We start from the raw sequence: 15,717 nt of genomic DNA on the forward strand, positions 1-15,717 counted from the left end.
ATTTGTTGTAAAATGTCGGTTGGAACATGTTAAAGGCAGGGATAATAGATGAAGGAAATGAACTATGAACAATTTAGGGCCCATGTGAAGAAAGCTTCGCGTAAACGAAATGTACCTCTGATTAAGATCGTTGCATTTCAAGAGAAATACATGAAGATCGAAGAAATTCAATTTTACGATGTGGAACAAAATCATATGAGTGTTCAGGCCTGCAATACGTTGTGGATGCACCTTGAGAATAAATCTTTCCGTAATATGGTGTCCCAACATTTGCAGTTTTATAGAGATATGGAGAACTTGGGTCGGCATTCCTTTGAGAATCTGATCAAAGAACTATATGATACGTCTGTTCCTGTGCTGCTCGATTACAATCCCGCTCATTACTACACCTCCGGGCAGCTCGCTGAGATTCTGGTCATGGACGAGGAGAGGCTGATTGAACAATTGGAGATGGGGCGCTTCAAGGGGGCGTTTATTAATGAGGATGGCAACTGGCTTAAACCTAAACCGGATGCAATGCTTGTAGAGTCATAAACGAGAATGAAATCCCCATGAAGAGTAAAATCCTGCAACGCCGCGCATAAGCGATGGACGCTGCAGGATTTTTAATGGAGATACGAAGGTCTTGAAATACCAACTTTAAACCACGAAGTATGAAACTTCGTTCAATCATTAATTAATCAAGTGCTGCGACGAACCTTAAAGCGACGAACTGTAAATCCATCTTTGCACCGATTAGGGGAACCAGGGATTGAGACGATACCTCCTCCTTGAATCATGATCCCTTTTTGAGAGGTACGAAAAGTAGGAGAGCATCCGTTCAGGCGGCACATGTTGAAGGTCACGGGACTAAGCCGTGCCATTGAGGCGATGGAACTTCCGACAGTGGGTGCTTCGACAATCCATTCCGCAGAGGATTGCGGACCCGAATAATACTGAATGGTACGGAAGGTCCAGCCAAGGGTTAGATTAGAAAGTGTGATGCACCAGGTCTTGCGCGTTAATTTGGCAATGACTGCTCGAATATGATGGCCTGGGGAAACCGGATGTGGAATGATCGTCTCCACGTCAGGCAGGATCTCCCACCAGGCGTAATAGCTGGGTTTGCCTTGAATCCAGTCGTGACCTGTTCCGGTCTGAATAAGACTGCTGTTCTCAAAGCCGTCAATTCCAATCCATGCGGATGAGTATGCGTTACGTGTGCCAGATAGAACATAGGGGACAATCCATTCAGCTGAGATGCGGCGGTATTGGTTCTGTGTGCCTGTACGAGCATAACCACTCCAGTTGGAGGAGATCCATCCAAAACGAGGCTTCGCAATTTTCTTTTTCTGATGCAGGACACAAGGTTTTCGCCGTTTGTTTGGATGATCTGCCATCAGGTCACCACCTTCGATAAAATAGGGACTAGATTATCAGATGCATATGTAGGATTCGGGGGAAGGGACAATCGGACAAGAAAATAAGTCGAAAGATGCGGGTTTTTGAATGTTTTTAAATTATTTTGAATGAAAATGGTTGTTTTTTGAGGGATTTATGATACTATAGAAGCAGTTGGAGGAATGAAGATGCTGACTGAAGAACGATATGCTGCAATTATAGAGCGCTTACATTTACAGGGAATTGTGAAATTGCAAGAGCTTGTTGATGTGCTAGGTGCTTCTGAATCAACGATTAGGCGTGATTTGATCGATCTGGAGAGTCGCCAGATGCTCAAACGCATCCACGGCGGTGCCGCACTGGTGAACGAAAAAACGCTGGAACCGGGCATGGAAGAAAAAACGTTCAAAAACATTCAACAAAAAACAATGATCGCTCGTTTGGCTGCTCAGGAGATCGAAAATGGCGAATGCATCTATCTGGATGCGGGAACGACAACGTTAGCCATGATTCCCTTTATTGAAGCTAAGGACGTAACAGTTGTTACCAATGGACTTTCACATGTTGAAGCTTTGGTAAGCAAGCGTATTCGCAGTTATTTGCTTGGAGGTATGATGAAAATTCATACAAAAGCAGTCATTGGAAGTATCGCATTACAGAACATGGATAATTTCCGTTTTGATAAATGTTTTCTTGGAAGCAACGGAGTAGATCCCGAAATGGGGTATACAACACCGGATCCGGAGGAAGCCTTGATTAAAAGGCGTGCACATCAATTGTCGGGAAAATCTTATGTGCTGGCTGATTCCAGCAAAATAGGGGAAATTACTTTTGCCAAATTGTTTGATTTGGAGGAGGCCGATTTGATTACCGAGCAGATGCCAGAACACTGGCGGCCTGGAATCGCCCAGAAAACTAAAATAATTGAGGGATAACAATGATATATACGATAACACTTAACCCGTCCATTGATTACATCGTGGAAGTCGATGAGCTGAAACTTGGTGGATTGAATCGAATGAATCGGGATTTGAAGCTTCCGGGCGGCAAAGGCATTAATGTCTCTCGCATACTGAATCAACTTGGAGCAGATAACACGGCTATTGGTTTCCTTGGTGGATTCACAGGACGTTTCATTAATGACAAGTTGCAGGAAGATAACATTCTCACAGACTTTGTGACGATTGCAGACGATACTCGCATTAACATCAAGCTGAAGCATGGAGAAGAGACCGAGATTAATGGTCTTGGACCTGCAATACGTGCAGAAGAGGCAGAGCAGTTGATACACAAATTGTCTTCATTGCAAAAAGGAGATATTGTCATTCTGTCCGGAAGCGTACCGCCTTCACTTGGATCGGATTTCTATGATCGCCTTATTAAAGTCTGCAAGCAAACGGGAGCCGAATTTGTGATTGACACAACTGGCCCTGCATTAATGGAAGCTCTTGAACATGCACCCTTGCTGGTGAAACCAAATCATCATGAACTGGCCGAACTGTTTGGTGTAACCATTGAGACTCGTGAGGAACTCGTGTTGTACGGCCGCAAGTTGCTGGAAGCAGGTGCGAAACATGTATTGATCTCCATGGCAGGCGAGGGCGCACTGTTCATTACTCAAGCGGAAGTTCATCATGCAAGTGTGCCAAAAGGTACTGTGAGAAACTCGGTTGGTGCCGGAGACTCCATGATTGGCGGATTCGTAGGAACCTATGTACAGAGTGGTGATCTGCTGGAAGCCTTCCGTACAGGGGTTGCATCTGGAAGCGCGACTGCGTTCTCGGATGATCTGGCAACACGTGAATTGATTGATGAATTGCGCAATCAAGTAACCATTACGACGATCTAGTCTAACGGCGATATAGAAGGTTTTTATTGTAAACGTAATGAGGCCTGCACATCGCAGGCCGATAGAACTTAAGGGAGTGTACCAAGATGAGAATAACTGACTTGATGATCCAGGAAACAATGATCATGGACCTGCAAGCCACAACCAAAGACGAGGCTATTGATGAACTAATTGCAAGCCTGAACCGAAGCGGACGTATTAATGATCCTGTTCTGTTCAAGGAAATGATCTATAAAAGAGAAGCTGAATCCAGCACGGGGATCGGTGGCGGAATTGCGATGCCACATGCGAAGACAACAGCGGTAAATGAACCAACGGTTGTATTTGCGAAGAGTAGAAAAGGACTTGACTTTGAAGCATTGGATGATCAACCAGCTCATGTGTTCTTCATGATTGCGGCTCCAGAAGGCGCAGGTAATACCCATCTGCGTACGCTTGCAGCTCTTTCCAGGTTGTTGATTGATAGCGATTTCATCTCACAATTAATGAGTACAGATACTCCTGCAGAAGTGAGTGCATTGTTTGATGCGAAACAGGCAGAAGCAGCTGAGAAGGAAGCAGCCAAAGAGAAAGCAAAAGCTGAAAAAGCAGCGAATGCCGCATCAGGCTCCACTGGCAGTCAGCAGCAGAATACTTCTGGTGTGATCGTAGGTAATGCCAATTCGGAAGATTTTGTTGTCGCGGTGACTGCCTGTCCAACAGGGATAGCGCATACGTTTATGGCTGAAGATGCACTTAAAAAGAAAGCTCAGGAGATGGGCATCAATATCCGTGTAGAAACAAATGGTTCCGAAGGAGCACAGAATGTTCTGACGGCTGACGAGATCGCTCGTGCCAAAGGGGTTATCGTTGCCGCAGACAAAAATGTGGAGATGGCGCGTTTTGATGGCAAACCGGTACTGCAAAGACCGGTGAGCGATGGAATTCGTAAATCCGAAGAGCTGATTCGCAAGGCGGTTAACGGCGATGCACCGATTTATCGCAGTCAAGGCGGTAATACCAAGGAAGAGGGCGCAAGCGCGGGCAAGATCAGTGTAGGTAGCAAAATCTATAAAGATCTGATGAACGGTATCTCACATATGCTGCCATTTGTTGTAGGTGGCGGTATCCTGCTTGCGATCTCCTTCCTGTTCGAACAGATTGCTAGTCCGGATAATCCGATTGTACAATTGCTTCAAACCATCGGTGGCGGAACAGGTGCATTCCACTTCCTGATTCCGGTATTGGCCGGATTCATCGCGATGAGTATTGGTGATCGTCCAGCCCTGATGCCTGGTATGGTCGGTGGATTAATGGCGGTTAACTCAAACGCCGGTTTCCTTGGTGGTTTGGCAGCCGGTTTCCTGGCTGGTTATGTCGTTATTGGTCTTCGTAAAGCGTTCAAAGGATTGCCTAAAGCTATTGATGGTTTGAAGCCGATTCTGTTATATCCGGTATTCGGACTGCTGATCGTAGGCGCAATCAGTTACTATATCTTTGATCCAGTCTTCGGTTCCCTGAATACATGGCTTGTAGATGCGCTTGGTAATCTGGGAACAGGCAATAAAGTATTGCTCGGTTTGTTGCTTGGCGGTATGATGGCCATCGATATGGGTGGTCCGTTCAACAAAGCGGCGTATACGTTCGCGATTGGTGTATTCACATCCAGTGGTAACACGGACGGTGCATATATGGCAGCGGTTATGGCAGGCGGTATGGCGCCTCCTCTGGCGATTGCACTTGCAACAACGTTCTTCAAATCCAAATTTACAGAGCAAGAACGCAAATCAGGCCTGACGAACTATGTACTTGGATTCTCGTTCATTACGGAAGGTGCGATTCCGTTTGCAGCAGCTGATCCATTGCGTGTATTGACATCCTGTATCATCGGTTCTGCTGTAGCTGGCGGATTGACACAACTGTGGAGCATTAATGTACCAGCTCCGCACGGCGGGATTTTTGTTGCTGCACTGGCGAACCACGCATTATTGTTCCTGCTGGCCGTTGCCATTGGTGCTGTGATCTCTGGTCTGATCCTGGGATTGTGGAAGAAGGCACCAACGCTTGTGAAGTAATCAATATAAGAAACATCTCCTGGGTGAAATTTACTTGGGGGATGTTTTTTTATTTCATCTTTTCGTTAGGTCGTGGAAAGATGTTTCAGGATTGATGTAAAATGCTTATTTAGCATTCATATGAATATGTGGTAAAATAAAATATATTATGAAACATAGTTTTGTCTGATGAAACTTATGCAGGAGGAATTCGAATGTCTGATGTAATCAAAAGTCAGGTACAGAAGCAGTTTGCGAAAAATGCTGGGAAATACGTAACGAGTGCGGGGCATGCACAAGGTGAGGATCTTGCGTTGCTCGTGGCTTCATCTCAAGCCACTTTGGATATGAACGTGCTGGATATTGCTACTGGAGGAGGGCATGTCGCCAATGCTTTGGCTCCACTTGTTCAGCGGGTTATATCCCTGGATTTAACGGAAGAAATGCTTCAGGTCGCTGAACAATTTATCCAGAGGAATGGACACCGTAATGTGGAGTTTGTTGCAGGAGATGCAGAGAATCTGCCATTCGACGACGATTCCTTTGACCTTGTGACTTGTCGAATCGCTGCTCATCATTTTCCTAACGTTTCTTCGTTTGTTCATGAGGCACTACGAGTGCTGAAGATCGGTGGCAGGTTGTTATTGATTGACAACGTGGCACCTGAACGCGATGAGAATGACCAGTTTTACAATGAAGTAGAGAAGTGCCGAGATGCAAGCCATGTTCGAGCATGGCGAAAAACGGAATGGATTCAAATGCTGGAGTATGCAGGCTTCCGAATGGAAACGATGGTATCCTTCCAGAAGTGCTTTAACTTTGATGAATGGTGTAACCGTGCAGCGTTGCCTGAGCGGGAGAGAGAGGAGCTTGAAGCGAGTATGCTAAGTGCCCCTTCCGTCATCCGGAAATTTTTTAATTTTGAGGTATCGGAGCACGGGAAACTCGTCAGCTTCCAAGGAGAAAGTATGTATTTTCAAGCGATTAAACCGGCTCATGTCTGAATAGATAAACCAATTCATCTAGATAAAATCAAAACAAGCAGAGTACCTTGAACAGGTAGTTCTGCTTGTTTTATTTTGCACATTTTAGATCGACAAGATCGATCAGGGCTTGAGTATGACTTTGGTACATTCGTCTTCATGATCATTGAAAATGCGATACGCTTCGCTTGCATTCTCCAATGGAATACGGTGAGAGATGATCTCGGTTGGATCAAATTCACCAGCAGTGATTTTGCGGAATAATTCAGGCATATAATGTATAACAGGAGCTTGTCCCATTTTGAGGTTGATATTGCGTTCAAACAGATTGCCTAGTGGGAACATGTTGTAGGAAGAGCCATATACACCCGTAAGCTGGAGTGTACCGAATTTGCGGATCGCTTTCATGCCGATTTCGATCGCACTCAGTGAACCGCCATGAAGTTTCAGCTTCTGTCCGATTTCTTCCAACATGTTCTTTTTGCCATCCATCCCTACACAGTCGATAACAACGTCGGTCCCGCCTTGTGTAATCTCACGAATGTGCTCACCCATATCATCGTAATCTTCAAAGTTAAAGATTTCTGCATCGTTTAGGCGTTTGGCTTTTTCCAGTCGATAAGGCAGGCGATCCACAGCAATAACGCGTTTGGCACCTTTCATCCAGGCGAACTTCTGTGTCATCAGCCCAATGGGGCCGCTGCCGAGTACCGTGACTGTATCTCCCGGTTTAACTCCGGCATTCTCAACGCTCCAGTAAGCGGTTGGAAGAACATCGGACAGGAACAATAAAGCTTCATCTTCCAGTTCGCAGGATTCCGGAATTACAAATGGAGTGAAGTTCCCGTAGGGAACGCGCAATAATTCTGCCTGACCTCCAGGGTGATTTCCGTAGCGTTCGGTGAACCCAAAATAACCACCTGTATGAATATCCGGATTGCCATTGGAATTATCACACTGGCTCTCCATGTCATGATTACAATAGAAGCATTCACCACAAGCGATGTTAAAAGGCAGGACCACGCGGTCCCCCTTCTTCACACGTGTCACTTCCGGACCTACTTCTTCTACAATGCCCATCGGTTCATGACCGATAACGTAATCTTTGGCAGCAGGCAGAGCACCCTGATAGATATGCAAATCGGAACCACATATGGCTGTGGAAGTAATACGAACGATAATATCATCCTTCTGTTGCAGTACGGGATCTTCAACCTCTTTGACTTGAATATCCTTCATTCCCTGAAACGTAACGGCTCTCATCTTCATATTCCTCCTTATATAGTGGGATTCTCTTACAATTACCCCTTTTCAGCGCAAATGATAGAGATACATACTAAATTAGACCACAGGCCATTTTACTTTACGCAAGGCATCGAGCAACTCAGGCGGTGCATTCAGGTTGTCACGGACCAGATTCTGAGGGGTTAACGCCATCCACTGATTCAGCGATACATCCTCGAATCGATCACTTCGGAATATTTCCAAAAACCATAACGTATCTGTGCCGGTATTCTGTATATAATGACCCATTGCTACAGGAACATACCCGACATCTCCAGCCCGATAATCAAATGTACGAGCAATGCCATTACCGCCAAAGACGGTCATTCTTCCTTGTCCTGTCAGATAGTATTGCCATTCATCTGCATTGGGATGCCAGTGCAGTTCACGCATGGCGCCGGGTCGAATCTCAACGAGTGCGGCTGCAACGGTAGTTGAGATGGGGAAGTTGGTGGAATCGACAATCCGCACGCTTCCTCCAGGTGTAATGAGTGGTTCTTGGGCCAGTAATCGGTGTTTGAATGTGAGAGGAACGGTACCATATGGAGATTGAACTTCCTGGCTCTCGATGGAACCCGGTACAGTATCTTGAAAAATGTATACCTGTTCCTTCGGCATGGATTGAAAAGCGGATTCGGGCACGCCGAAATTGACAGACAATACCTCGGGTGGCGTATGGGCAAACCAATCGGATATGGATAACGTATTCAGATCGGAGAAGGACCCGTCATCAAACACAAGCAGAAATTCACAACCGTCCTCCAGTCCTTGAATGGAATGGGGCAGACCTTTTGGGAAAAACCAGAGATCGCCAGGCCCGACATCCGCAATAAAATTACGTCCGTTCTGATCTACCGAAGTGATTCTTGCCGTTCCCCAGATCATGTAGGCCCACTCGGATTGTTGATGCCAGTGCAATTCCCGTACACCTCCGGGTGTCAGGCTCATGTTCACACCAGCCAGTGTGGTGGCAACAGGGAGATCCCGTACGGTGATTTCACGTGACCAACCCCCATGGTTCAATTGCATATGGGTATCGGAAAAAGACATTCTCAGATTGGGCAATAACCCGTTATCGGTTGCTGGGGGTACCAGCATATCAGGGTTCTGTAGATCTCTCATTACATCTCGGGGCCCCAGATCAGGTCCGCCGGCGCCATCACTGCGAATGGGTTGCGGGATGATAACTGGCTTTTCGTTTGGCTGCTGTCCTTTGGTCATGATGTAATCCCTCCAGATTCAGTAACATGTCATACGCGATATTGTATCGTTATGTTTACACCTATGAATCAGGGCCTGGATAATATGTCTCTCATGATTAGACTGGGTGAGGTGCGGGCTTTCCAGACTATGTTGTACGAAAATGCTGCTCATAAATCTCGTTTACTCGATGGAGAACGGCGTGGCCTTGTTCTGTGAAACGAAGCACTGCCGGTTTATTTTTCACCAGAAATGTACCGGATTCATGTTTGGTGGATGATAAGGCCGCACTGTAGAGCAATGAAGCGCCATGGCTTGGATGGGGAAAGAACCACTTCATAATGGGTTTGATATAGAAGGGCAGACCGGATGTTTTGTTGCCCCGTAGCGTATTATTTCCACCGGGATCTACGCTTAGCAGTTGTATGCCATCCGCATTGGCAGATTTGGCAACCTCGCGTGTCCACAGAGATAAGCCGAGCTTTGAAATGGCATAGGGACCAAACAGTTTTTTGAATTCAGCTGGACGTTCCAAGATGTTCAGATCAAATTGCTTGACCATTTTGAACGCGGTGGTGGAAGTATTGACGACTGTCTTCATCTGTCCTTTGAGCAATAGCTCAACCAATTCCATGTAGATGATATAAGGGACTACCGTCTGAAGTTCGAAGTGCAGTTCATGCCCCTGATCAGAGAAACGAAGGTCGGAAGCGCTGCCCCCGGCATTATTAAACAAGACATCAATCGAATCGGTATCGGATCTGATCTGATCCAGTGCAGTTTTCAGACTGTCGTAATTGGTCAGATTAGCCTGAACCCAACGGAGTCGGCCAGAACGTAAGGCATGCTGAATTTCGGTATCCTCGGATGGGAAAGCCGAACGGTTGAGGCCGATTACCTGCCATCCTTCAACCAGTAACTTGCGTGTCAGTTCAAGACCAATTCCGGACGTTGAGCCTGTGATGAGAGCGGTGCGAAGCTGATTTTGATTATTCATATATACCTCCAGAAGAATGGGATTACAGACGAATCTGTATGCTGCGCCCATTCTACAACTTGGAGCTGACTCCAAGTCAAGGGGGAAGCTGTAACCGATCATGCTTGACTTGGAGTCAACTCCAAGTTGTAATATGGAGAGATATGAATACGGAGGAGGGCTATAGGATGAGCCAGAATGAAGTGTTCTCCATTAAAGAAACGTCAGAACAGGCGGGATTATCGGAAGATACGATTCGTTATTATGAGAAGATTGGACTGCTTCCCCGAGCTGAACGCAGAGCCAATCGCCATCGGGTATACCGTCCGGAGGATATTCATACGATGAAGTTGATCACATGCCTCAAAAAAACGGGAATGTCTCTGGAAGAAATGAAGCCGTACTTGCACATGTCCCTGGATTCGGATCTCGCAGATTTTCCGGAGGAGCGGGAAATGCTGGTTAATTATCGAAAGAAAGTTGAAGCACAGGTCGTTTCGTTGCAGCAGGTGATAGATTTCATCGACGAGAAGTTGCATAAACGAAGTATGTTTCCTGATGAATGTCCTGTTACCGGGGAGAACCAGATGTCTGTTTTTGAAAAAAAGAATGTATTCTCTTGATGGACCATTGATATTGAAAAGAGGAAATCTACAGTGACTCTACAACAATTAAAATATGTAATTGAAGTTGCCACACGTGGCTCCATGAATGAAGCGGCCAAACGCCTGTTTATCTCGCAACCCAGCCTGTCGAATGCCATCCGGGATCTGGAGCAGGAGTTGCGTATTACTATCTTTGAACGTACCAATAAGGGCATATCGCTGTCCAAAGAAGGCGTTGAGTTCCTAAGCTATGCACGTCAGGTGGTAGAACAAGCTGAACTGCTGGAGAATCGTTATCTGAACGCCAAGCCGTCCCCGCAGCATTTCTCCGTATCGACACAACATTATGCGTTTGCGGTGAATGCCTTTGTTCGTCTGGTACAGCAGTATGGTCAGGATGAATATGAGTTGGCCCTTCGAGAGACAAAGACCTACGAGATTATCCAGGATGTGAAAAGTCTGCGTAGTGAAATTGGCATCCTGTATTTGAATGAATTCAATGCCAAGGTAATTAACAAATTGTTAAAAGATGCGGGCCTGGTCTTCACAAGTTTATTCACAGCCAAGCCTCATATCTTCATCAGTGTGAAGAACCCGTTAGCCAAGCAAGAGTCGGTTGCGATTGAGCAACTGCAGGATTATCCGTACCTGTCATTTGACCAGGGAGAGTATAATTCCTTTCATTTTTCCGAAGAGATCCTGAGTACGTTATCTCACCCCAAAAGCATACAGGTCAACGACCGTGCAACATTGTTTAACCTGTTGATTGGTCTGAATGGTTATACGATCTCTACAGGCGTACTCAGCGCTGATCTGAACGGAAACGAGATTATTCCTGTACCTCTGGAATGTGAGGAAACGATCAATGTGGGCTGGATAAGTCACAAGAGTACTTCTCTCTCCAATCTGGGCGTTGCATATGTCCAGGCTCTGCATGAGGCCATAGGGTCTTAATCGTGTTGAAAGGTTCATCAGAAAACCGTTTCCGGTATGATCGGAAACGGTTTTTTCTTGTTCTGCCCCCATCACTCAAGTACAGGGTGGTATGTTGTCATCGCGTGTAATAGAATGAAGGTATATGTCGAATAGGTGTGTAAGCACGAAGGGAGAACGGTTAGTGAGAGTTCTGTATCGGAATAAAAGTGAACAGCATGAGCTGACGGTATATGATACCCAAAAGCTTTATGGAGAGAAGGGGCGATTTCGTGTATTAGAGTTCTCCAACGCAGCTGTGCAGGGTGCAATGGACCTGGATGACCCTACTCGTATGGTGTTGGAGTACCCAAGAGCTATGGTTCATCTAATGGAACAGAATGATCCTGAATTCGATAAGGTATTTGTGGTAGGACATGGGATTGGCACATTGCCAACCCACTTGTCTGATCGTCAGGTAAAGGTGGCTGAACTGGACGAAGAGGTTGCCAAGTTGAGCCGAACCCTATTTGGGTATAAGGGAAGCCCTGTACTTATTGGAGATGGTCGTGAATTATTGGGACAGGAACCTGCAGGGACATACGATTATATTATTGTGGATGCGTTTACGGCAACGGGTACACCTGAACAATTCATAACCAGTGATTTTTTTGTCATGGTCAAGGACAAGCTGGACTCGGGTGGAGCTGTGCTCCTTAATGTGTTTGGGCGTGCGGGCAACGATCGTCTTGTAAATGCCATCTACACAACCCTTCAGGAGCAGTTTGCTTATACACGTGCGTTCGCATTGCCAACAGATACAACGGATGAAGTTCAGAATCGTATTTTAATGGGCAGTCATCATCCGATCGAATTTCAGATTCGCGACATGGCGGGGTTTGTTGAACAGGAGCCGGAAGAAGGATATATCATCGTTGATCCAGATTGCCCTGAACAGTGATTTTTCCAGGGAAAGTAAAATGTCATTAAATCGTCAATCTTACGATGTTATTGTTAAGATTTGTGAAACTCTTTATTTGATCTTAACAACTTTCGTATAAGATAGGGAGAATATGCTTTTCATGAAAATCCGGGGGAAGTAAATAATGATTGGACAGATCAAAAGATCCACATTACGAAGAAAAATAAAAAACATCAAGAAAATCAGCCTTACTGCTTTGCTTGGCGGTCTGGTAACCATATCCGTCTTAATGACATTGACCATCATGGTCATCTCATCTTATACATCTCAGAAACAGTCACTCATTGATAACACTCTATCGCTGAACTATGCAAGCGCTGTGCAAATGAGCCAAGCCCTGGATTCGCTTTTTAATTCCATGCAGGAGAGCTTAAAATATGCAGCCAACTATTTCCCCGATATGGATTACTCCAACACCAATGAATTGAATTCCACAATGGATTTGGTTCGCAATAGCAGTAATTTCTTTAATTCTGTTGCTTTGGTGGATAAAGAGGGAGTAGTTCGGTCTACCTCACCTTACTCACAGGCTAGCGTAGGTCACCATGTTAGTTCCAATGCAGCAAAAGAAGCGGTTAAATTGAGGGCTTCATATATATCGGAAGCGTACCAGACACCCCGAACCAAACGCAGAATTGTATTTGTCAGTGAACCGATCTTTGATTCGGCAGGGACGTACCAAGGAACGCTCGGTGGAAATATCTTTTTGCAGGAAAATAATATATTGAGTCTTTCTTTTGGCAGTCAGCTCAAGACAAGCAACGGTTCCTACTTTTTTATTGTGGATAAAAAGGGCACTTTATTATTTCACCCAAACACCAACCGAATTGGTGAAAATGTCAGTAAAAATGAAGTAGTGCAGAAGCTGCTAGTAAACAAGAACGGTAAAGAACAATACAAAAACCTGGCAGGTGTGGATTCACTTGCAGGTTATTACAAAGTTCCATCAACAGACTGGGGCGTCGTAATTGTGTCTCCAACCCAAACGGTGTACGATCAGTTGAATCATCATATCCGTATGTTGTTGCTGTACACTTCAGTGCCTTTCCTGATCCTGACCCTTATTGTGGTTCGGGTTGCACGCAAGCTGGCCAGTCCTTTTGCCATGTTGGCTGATTTAGTGAATCAGGTTGATAAGGGACAAGTGGATCTGCCGGTCATGAAGCCTCACTGGAATAGAGAGGCAGACCTTCTCACAAGAGCCGTTGTTGGCGCACTTGCGAACTTTAGGAAACAGACAAACCAGCTTGTCTACGATGCCAGAACAGATGTTTTAACAGGTATGAACAATCGCAGAACTTTCGAAGAAGTCATTCAGGAGTGGATTCAGAATGAGGTACCATTCTCCATCATTGTTCTGGATATTGACCGCTTCAAATCCATTAATGATACATTCGGACATCATGCAGGGGATGAAGTACTGAAACACATTGCCAATATCATTCAATTGTCTGTTCGACCAGAAGATGTCTGCGCCCGGTTTGGTGGAGAGGAGTTTGTAGTGTTGTTAAGGAACTCCGAATCCATCGTGGCTTTTGAGACTGCTGAACGTATCCGAATAACGGTCGAAGAAAGCATATTGCCTATAGATCGTTCCGTTACCATCTCGGCTGGGATTGCTGAATATCCGAAGCACTCCACAACATCCACAGAACTGTTTCACTTGGCGGATAATGCATTGTATCAAGCGAAGGAAGAGGGACGTAATCGTACGGTTACGATCCAGACGGTTATCAAATAACAAAATAAGCTGATCCCTAGAAACAAGGGATCAGCTTATTTTGTTCTCTATACCTCTTGTGAGGATCTGGCCAGAACCTCATTGGTATACGTTTCTCCCCAATCTCTCATGCTGAAGATGATTGGCCGTAACGTTTCCCCAAATGGTGTGAGCGAATACTCCACTTTGGGTGGGATCTGGGGGTATATTTCACGATGAACAATTCCGCTGCCTTCCAACTCTCGAAGTTGCAGTGTGAGCATACGCTGGGTGATTTCAGGAAACAGTTTGCGAAGCTCATTGAATCTCAAAGGACCGGAGAATAAATGATATAGAATGGCGCCTTTCCATTTACCTCCGATCACACTAAGGGTAACTTCCACGGAACAACCGTATGGCGCGGGACATGGCTTGATTGCGTCTTTTTTCATGATAAGTACACCTCCACTTTACGGTGATTTTCTATAGTATCTATTTAGGTGGTTGCATTAGATAAAGTACGTATAGTTCATAAAAGAGCATATCACTTATCAAGCAGATTATAAACCCTAATCCCAGGCGCAGGCAGATGTAATGATATCTCATAAGAAAAAAGAGCCCAGCTTCGTCTTGCGAAACATGGAGGCTCCATAGGATGCGTGTATAAATGTTGAAATAGTGAGCGTATATACGCTACTTCAGTGACGATAGAATCGAGTCACACAAAGCCATCGTCGCAATATTATCCTTGGCGCTGGAAGATGGGGCTGTCTGATTCTGGCAACACGCAATGAAGTGCGCCATTTCACCAACGAACCCACGTAGATAAAGGTCGCGATAAGCTCCTGACATGGGAGAACCGGAAGGTGTGTATACGGTATCTTGCTCTTCGAGAGATTTCCAAGGAAGGCTGGTCGAGATTCGGGATTGATGAACAGTAAGTGTGTTGATCTCTTCAGCTGACGCAAATCCATTGTCGAAGGTGACGAGTACACTTTCACTCTCCCGTGACCACGCACTCATGCTGGTAAAATAAGCACTGCCAACGACGTTATTCTCAAATACGAGGGAAATGCTTTGATTAATGTGTTCCCCATCCGTTACGGTAGTGCCTGTGACTCGTATCGCTTCTCCAAATAGGAAACGCATCAGATCGACCATATGAATGGCAGCGAGCTTCATGAACTGTTCCCCATCCTTGCAAAATGGGGTACTGTCTACAGCGAATTTCACATGGAATGAATGCACTTTGCCTAGCGAACCACTCTCAATGAGTTCCTTCAGTTTCATGTACACCGGGGCATAACGTTTCATAAAACCGACCATCACAACGACGCCAGCCTGCTCGGCAGCTTCTGCTATAGTGGAGGCTTCCGCTGCGTTCCATCCGAGCGGTTTATCCACATATACGTTTTTGCCAGCACGAATGCATTCAAGAACAAGAGCGGTCTGATCTATAGGCTGGGCCACCACAACGACTCCATGACAAGGTTCCTGCTGTAACATGAGCTGAGCGTTGTCGTACGCTTTTCCGTTGCTGCCAAATCGCAGCAGAGCTGCTTCAGAGCGTTCCATACTGCGAGTGGCAATGGCCTGGATCTGCGCTCCGGCTTCAATAACAGAAGGATATATATTCGTAGTGGCATGAAACCCTGCACCGATAAAGCATAAATGGGTTGTTTTCAAAGTGGTTCTCTCCTTCGTTGTATCATTTGTATAATTGGTTCATTGGTTTAGGTATACGATAGGGTGTTTGGATTTAATAAAAAAGGACATATGTCCTGTTTCTGAATGTATGAAAAAAGAAGTTGCAT

15 protein-coding genes are annotated in these 15,717 nt (G+C 45.6%); 9 read left to right on the forward strand and 6 right to left on the reverse strand.

Translation table 11 applies throughout. The features are described from left to right. Nucleotides 1-48 precede the first annotated feature (48 nt). A complete protein-coding gene (locus tag ACTHPG_RS04965) occupies nt 49-534 on the forward strand; it encodes a hypothetical protein (protein ID WP_440388021.1) in 486 nt (161 codons plus the stop codon). Between the two features lie 146 nt (nt 535-680). On the opposite strand, the gene ACTHPG_RS04970 is transcribed toward ACTHPG_RS04965, so the two are convergent. Next, on the reverse strand, nt 681-1,379 hold the full coding sequence (locus tag ACTHPG_RS04970) for a G1 family glutamic endopeptidase (RefSeq protein ID WP_440388022.1): 699 nt from the start codon (nt 1,377-1,379) through the stop codon (nt 681-683). 189 nt (nt 1,380-1,568) lie between these two features. Between ACTHPG_RS04970 and ACTHPG_RS04975 the strand changes: the two genes are divergently transcribed. The 4 genes from ACTHPG_RS04975 (at nt 1,569) to ACTHPG_RS04990 (ending at nt 6,266) form a co-directional block, all read left to right on the forward strand. Then, the gene (locus ACTHPG_RS04975) at nt 1,569-2,315 is read left to right on the forward strand and encodes a DeoR/GlpR family DNA-binding transcription regulator (protein ID WP_315936522.1); all 747 of its coding nucleotides are present in this window, start codon (nt 1,569-1,571) and stop codon (nt 2,313-2,315) included. A 2-nt stretch (nt 2,316-2,317) separates the two neighbouring features. Continuing rightward, complete coding sequence (pfkB, locus tag ACTHPG_RS04980) at nt 2,318-3,229, forward strand: 1-phosphofructokinase (RefSeq protein ID WP_440388023.1); 912 nt, start codon at nt 2,318-2,320, stop codon at nt 3,227-3,229. 86 nt (nt 3,230-3,315) lie between these two features. Continuing rightward, nucleotides 3,316-5,283, forward strand: a complete 1,968-nt coding sequence (locus tag ACTHPG_RS04985) for a PTS fructose transporter subunit IIABC (protein ID WP_440388025.1) — start codon at nt 3,316-3,318, stop codon at nt 5,281-5,283. 194 nt (nt 5,284-5,477) lie between these two features. Further along, nucleotides 5,478-6,266: a class I SAM-dependent methyltransferase gene (locus ACTHPG_RS04990; protein WP_440388026.1), complete on the forward strand. Its 789-nt coding sequence runs from the start codon at nt 5,478-5,480 to the stop codon at nt 6,264-6,266. Between the two features lie 102 nt (nt 6,267-6,368). On the opposite strand, the gene ACTHPG_RS04995 is transcribed toward ACTHPG_RS04990, so the two are convergent. From ACTHPG_RS04995 to ACTHPG_RS05005, 3 genes are all read right to left on the reverse strand, one after another. Then, entirely contained in the window at nt 6,369-7,508 is a 1,140-nt protein-coding gene (locus tag ACTHPG_RS04995) for a zinc-dependent alcohol dehydrogenase (protein WP_440388027.1), read from the reverse strand. 78 nt (nt 7,509-7,586) lie between these two features. Next, nucleotides 7,587-8,750 (reverse strand): oxalate decarboxylase family bicupin, encoded by a 1,164-nt coding sequence (locus tag ACTHPG_RS05000; protein ID WP_440388029.1) that lies wholly within the window; start codon nt 8,748-8,750, stop codon nt 7,587-7,589. Nucleotides 8,751-8,877: 127 nt separating this feature from the next. Further along, nucleotides 8,878-9,726, reverse strand: coding sequence for an SDR family NAD(P)-dependent oxidoreductase (locus ACTHPG_RS05005; RefSeq protein ID WP_440388031.1), 849 nt, complete (start codon nt 9,724-9,726; stop codon nt 8,878-8,880). Nucleotides 9,727-9,893: 167 nt separating this feature from the next. Between ACTHPG_RS05005 and ACTHPG_RS05010 the strand changes: the two genes are divergently transcribed. The 4 genes from ACTHPG_RS05010 (at nt 9,894) to ACTHPG_RS05025 (ending at nt 13,945) form a co-directional block, all read left to right on the forward strand. Next, entirely contained in the window at nt 9,894-10,328 is a 435-nt protein-coding gene (locus ACTHPG_RS05010) for a MerR family transcriptional regulator (protein ID WP_440388033.1), read from the forward strand. 33 nt (nt 10,329-10,361) lie between these two features. Next, on the forward strand, nt 10,362-11,264 hold the full coding sequence (locus ACTHPG_RS05015; protein WP_315936509.1) for a LysR family transcriptional regulator: 903 nt from the start codon (nt 10,362-10,364) through the stop codon (nt 11,262-11,264). A 163-nt stretch (nt 11,265-11,427) separates the two neighbouring features. Continuing rightward, on the forward strand, nt 11,428-12,183 hold the full coding sequence (locus tag ACTHPG_RS05020) for a spermidine synthase (RefSeq protein WP_440388035.1): 756 nt from the start codon (nt 11,428-11,430) through the stop codon (nt 12,181-12,183). A gap of 145 nt (nt 12,184-12,328) precedes the next feature. Continuing rightward, nucleotides 12,329-13,945 (forward strand): sensor domain-containing diguanylate cyclase, encoded by a 1,617-nt coding sequence (locus ACTHPG_RS05025; protein ID WP_440388036.1) that lies wholly within the window; start codon nt 12,329-12,331, stop codon nt 13,943-13,945. 47 nt (nt 13,946-13,992) lie between these two features. Here the strand turns inward: ACTHPG_RS05025 and ACTHPG_RS05030 are convergent, their stop codons facing one another. Continuing rightward, entirely contained in the window at nt 13,993-14,355 is a 363-nt protein-coding gene (locus ACTHPG_RS05030; RefSeq protein WP_440388037.1) for a winged helix-turn-helix transcriptional regulator, read from the reverse strand. A gap of 241 nt (nt 14,356-14,596) precedes the next feature. Continuing rightward, nucleotides 14,597-15,589, reverse strand: coding sequence for a Gfo/Idh/MocA family protein (locus ACTHPG_RS05035; RefSeq protein ID WP_440388039.1), 993 nt, complete (start codon nt 15,587-15,589; stop codon nt 14,597-14,599). Nucleotides 15,590-15,717 lie beyond the last annotated feature (128 nt).

Source organism: Paenibacillus sp. SAF-068 (genome assembly GCF_051967555.1).
Taxonomy (GTDB): Bacteria; Bacillota; Bacilli; order Paenibacillales; family Paenibacillaceae; genus Paenibacillus.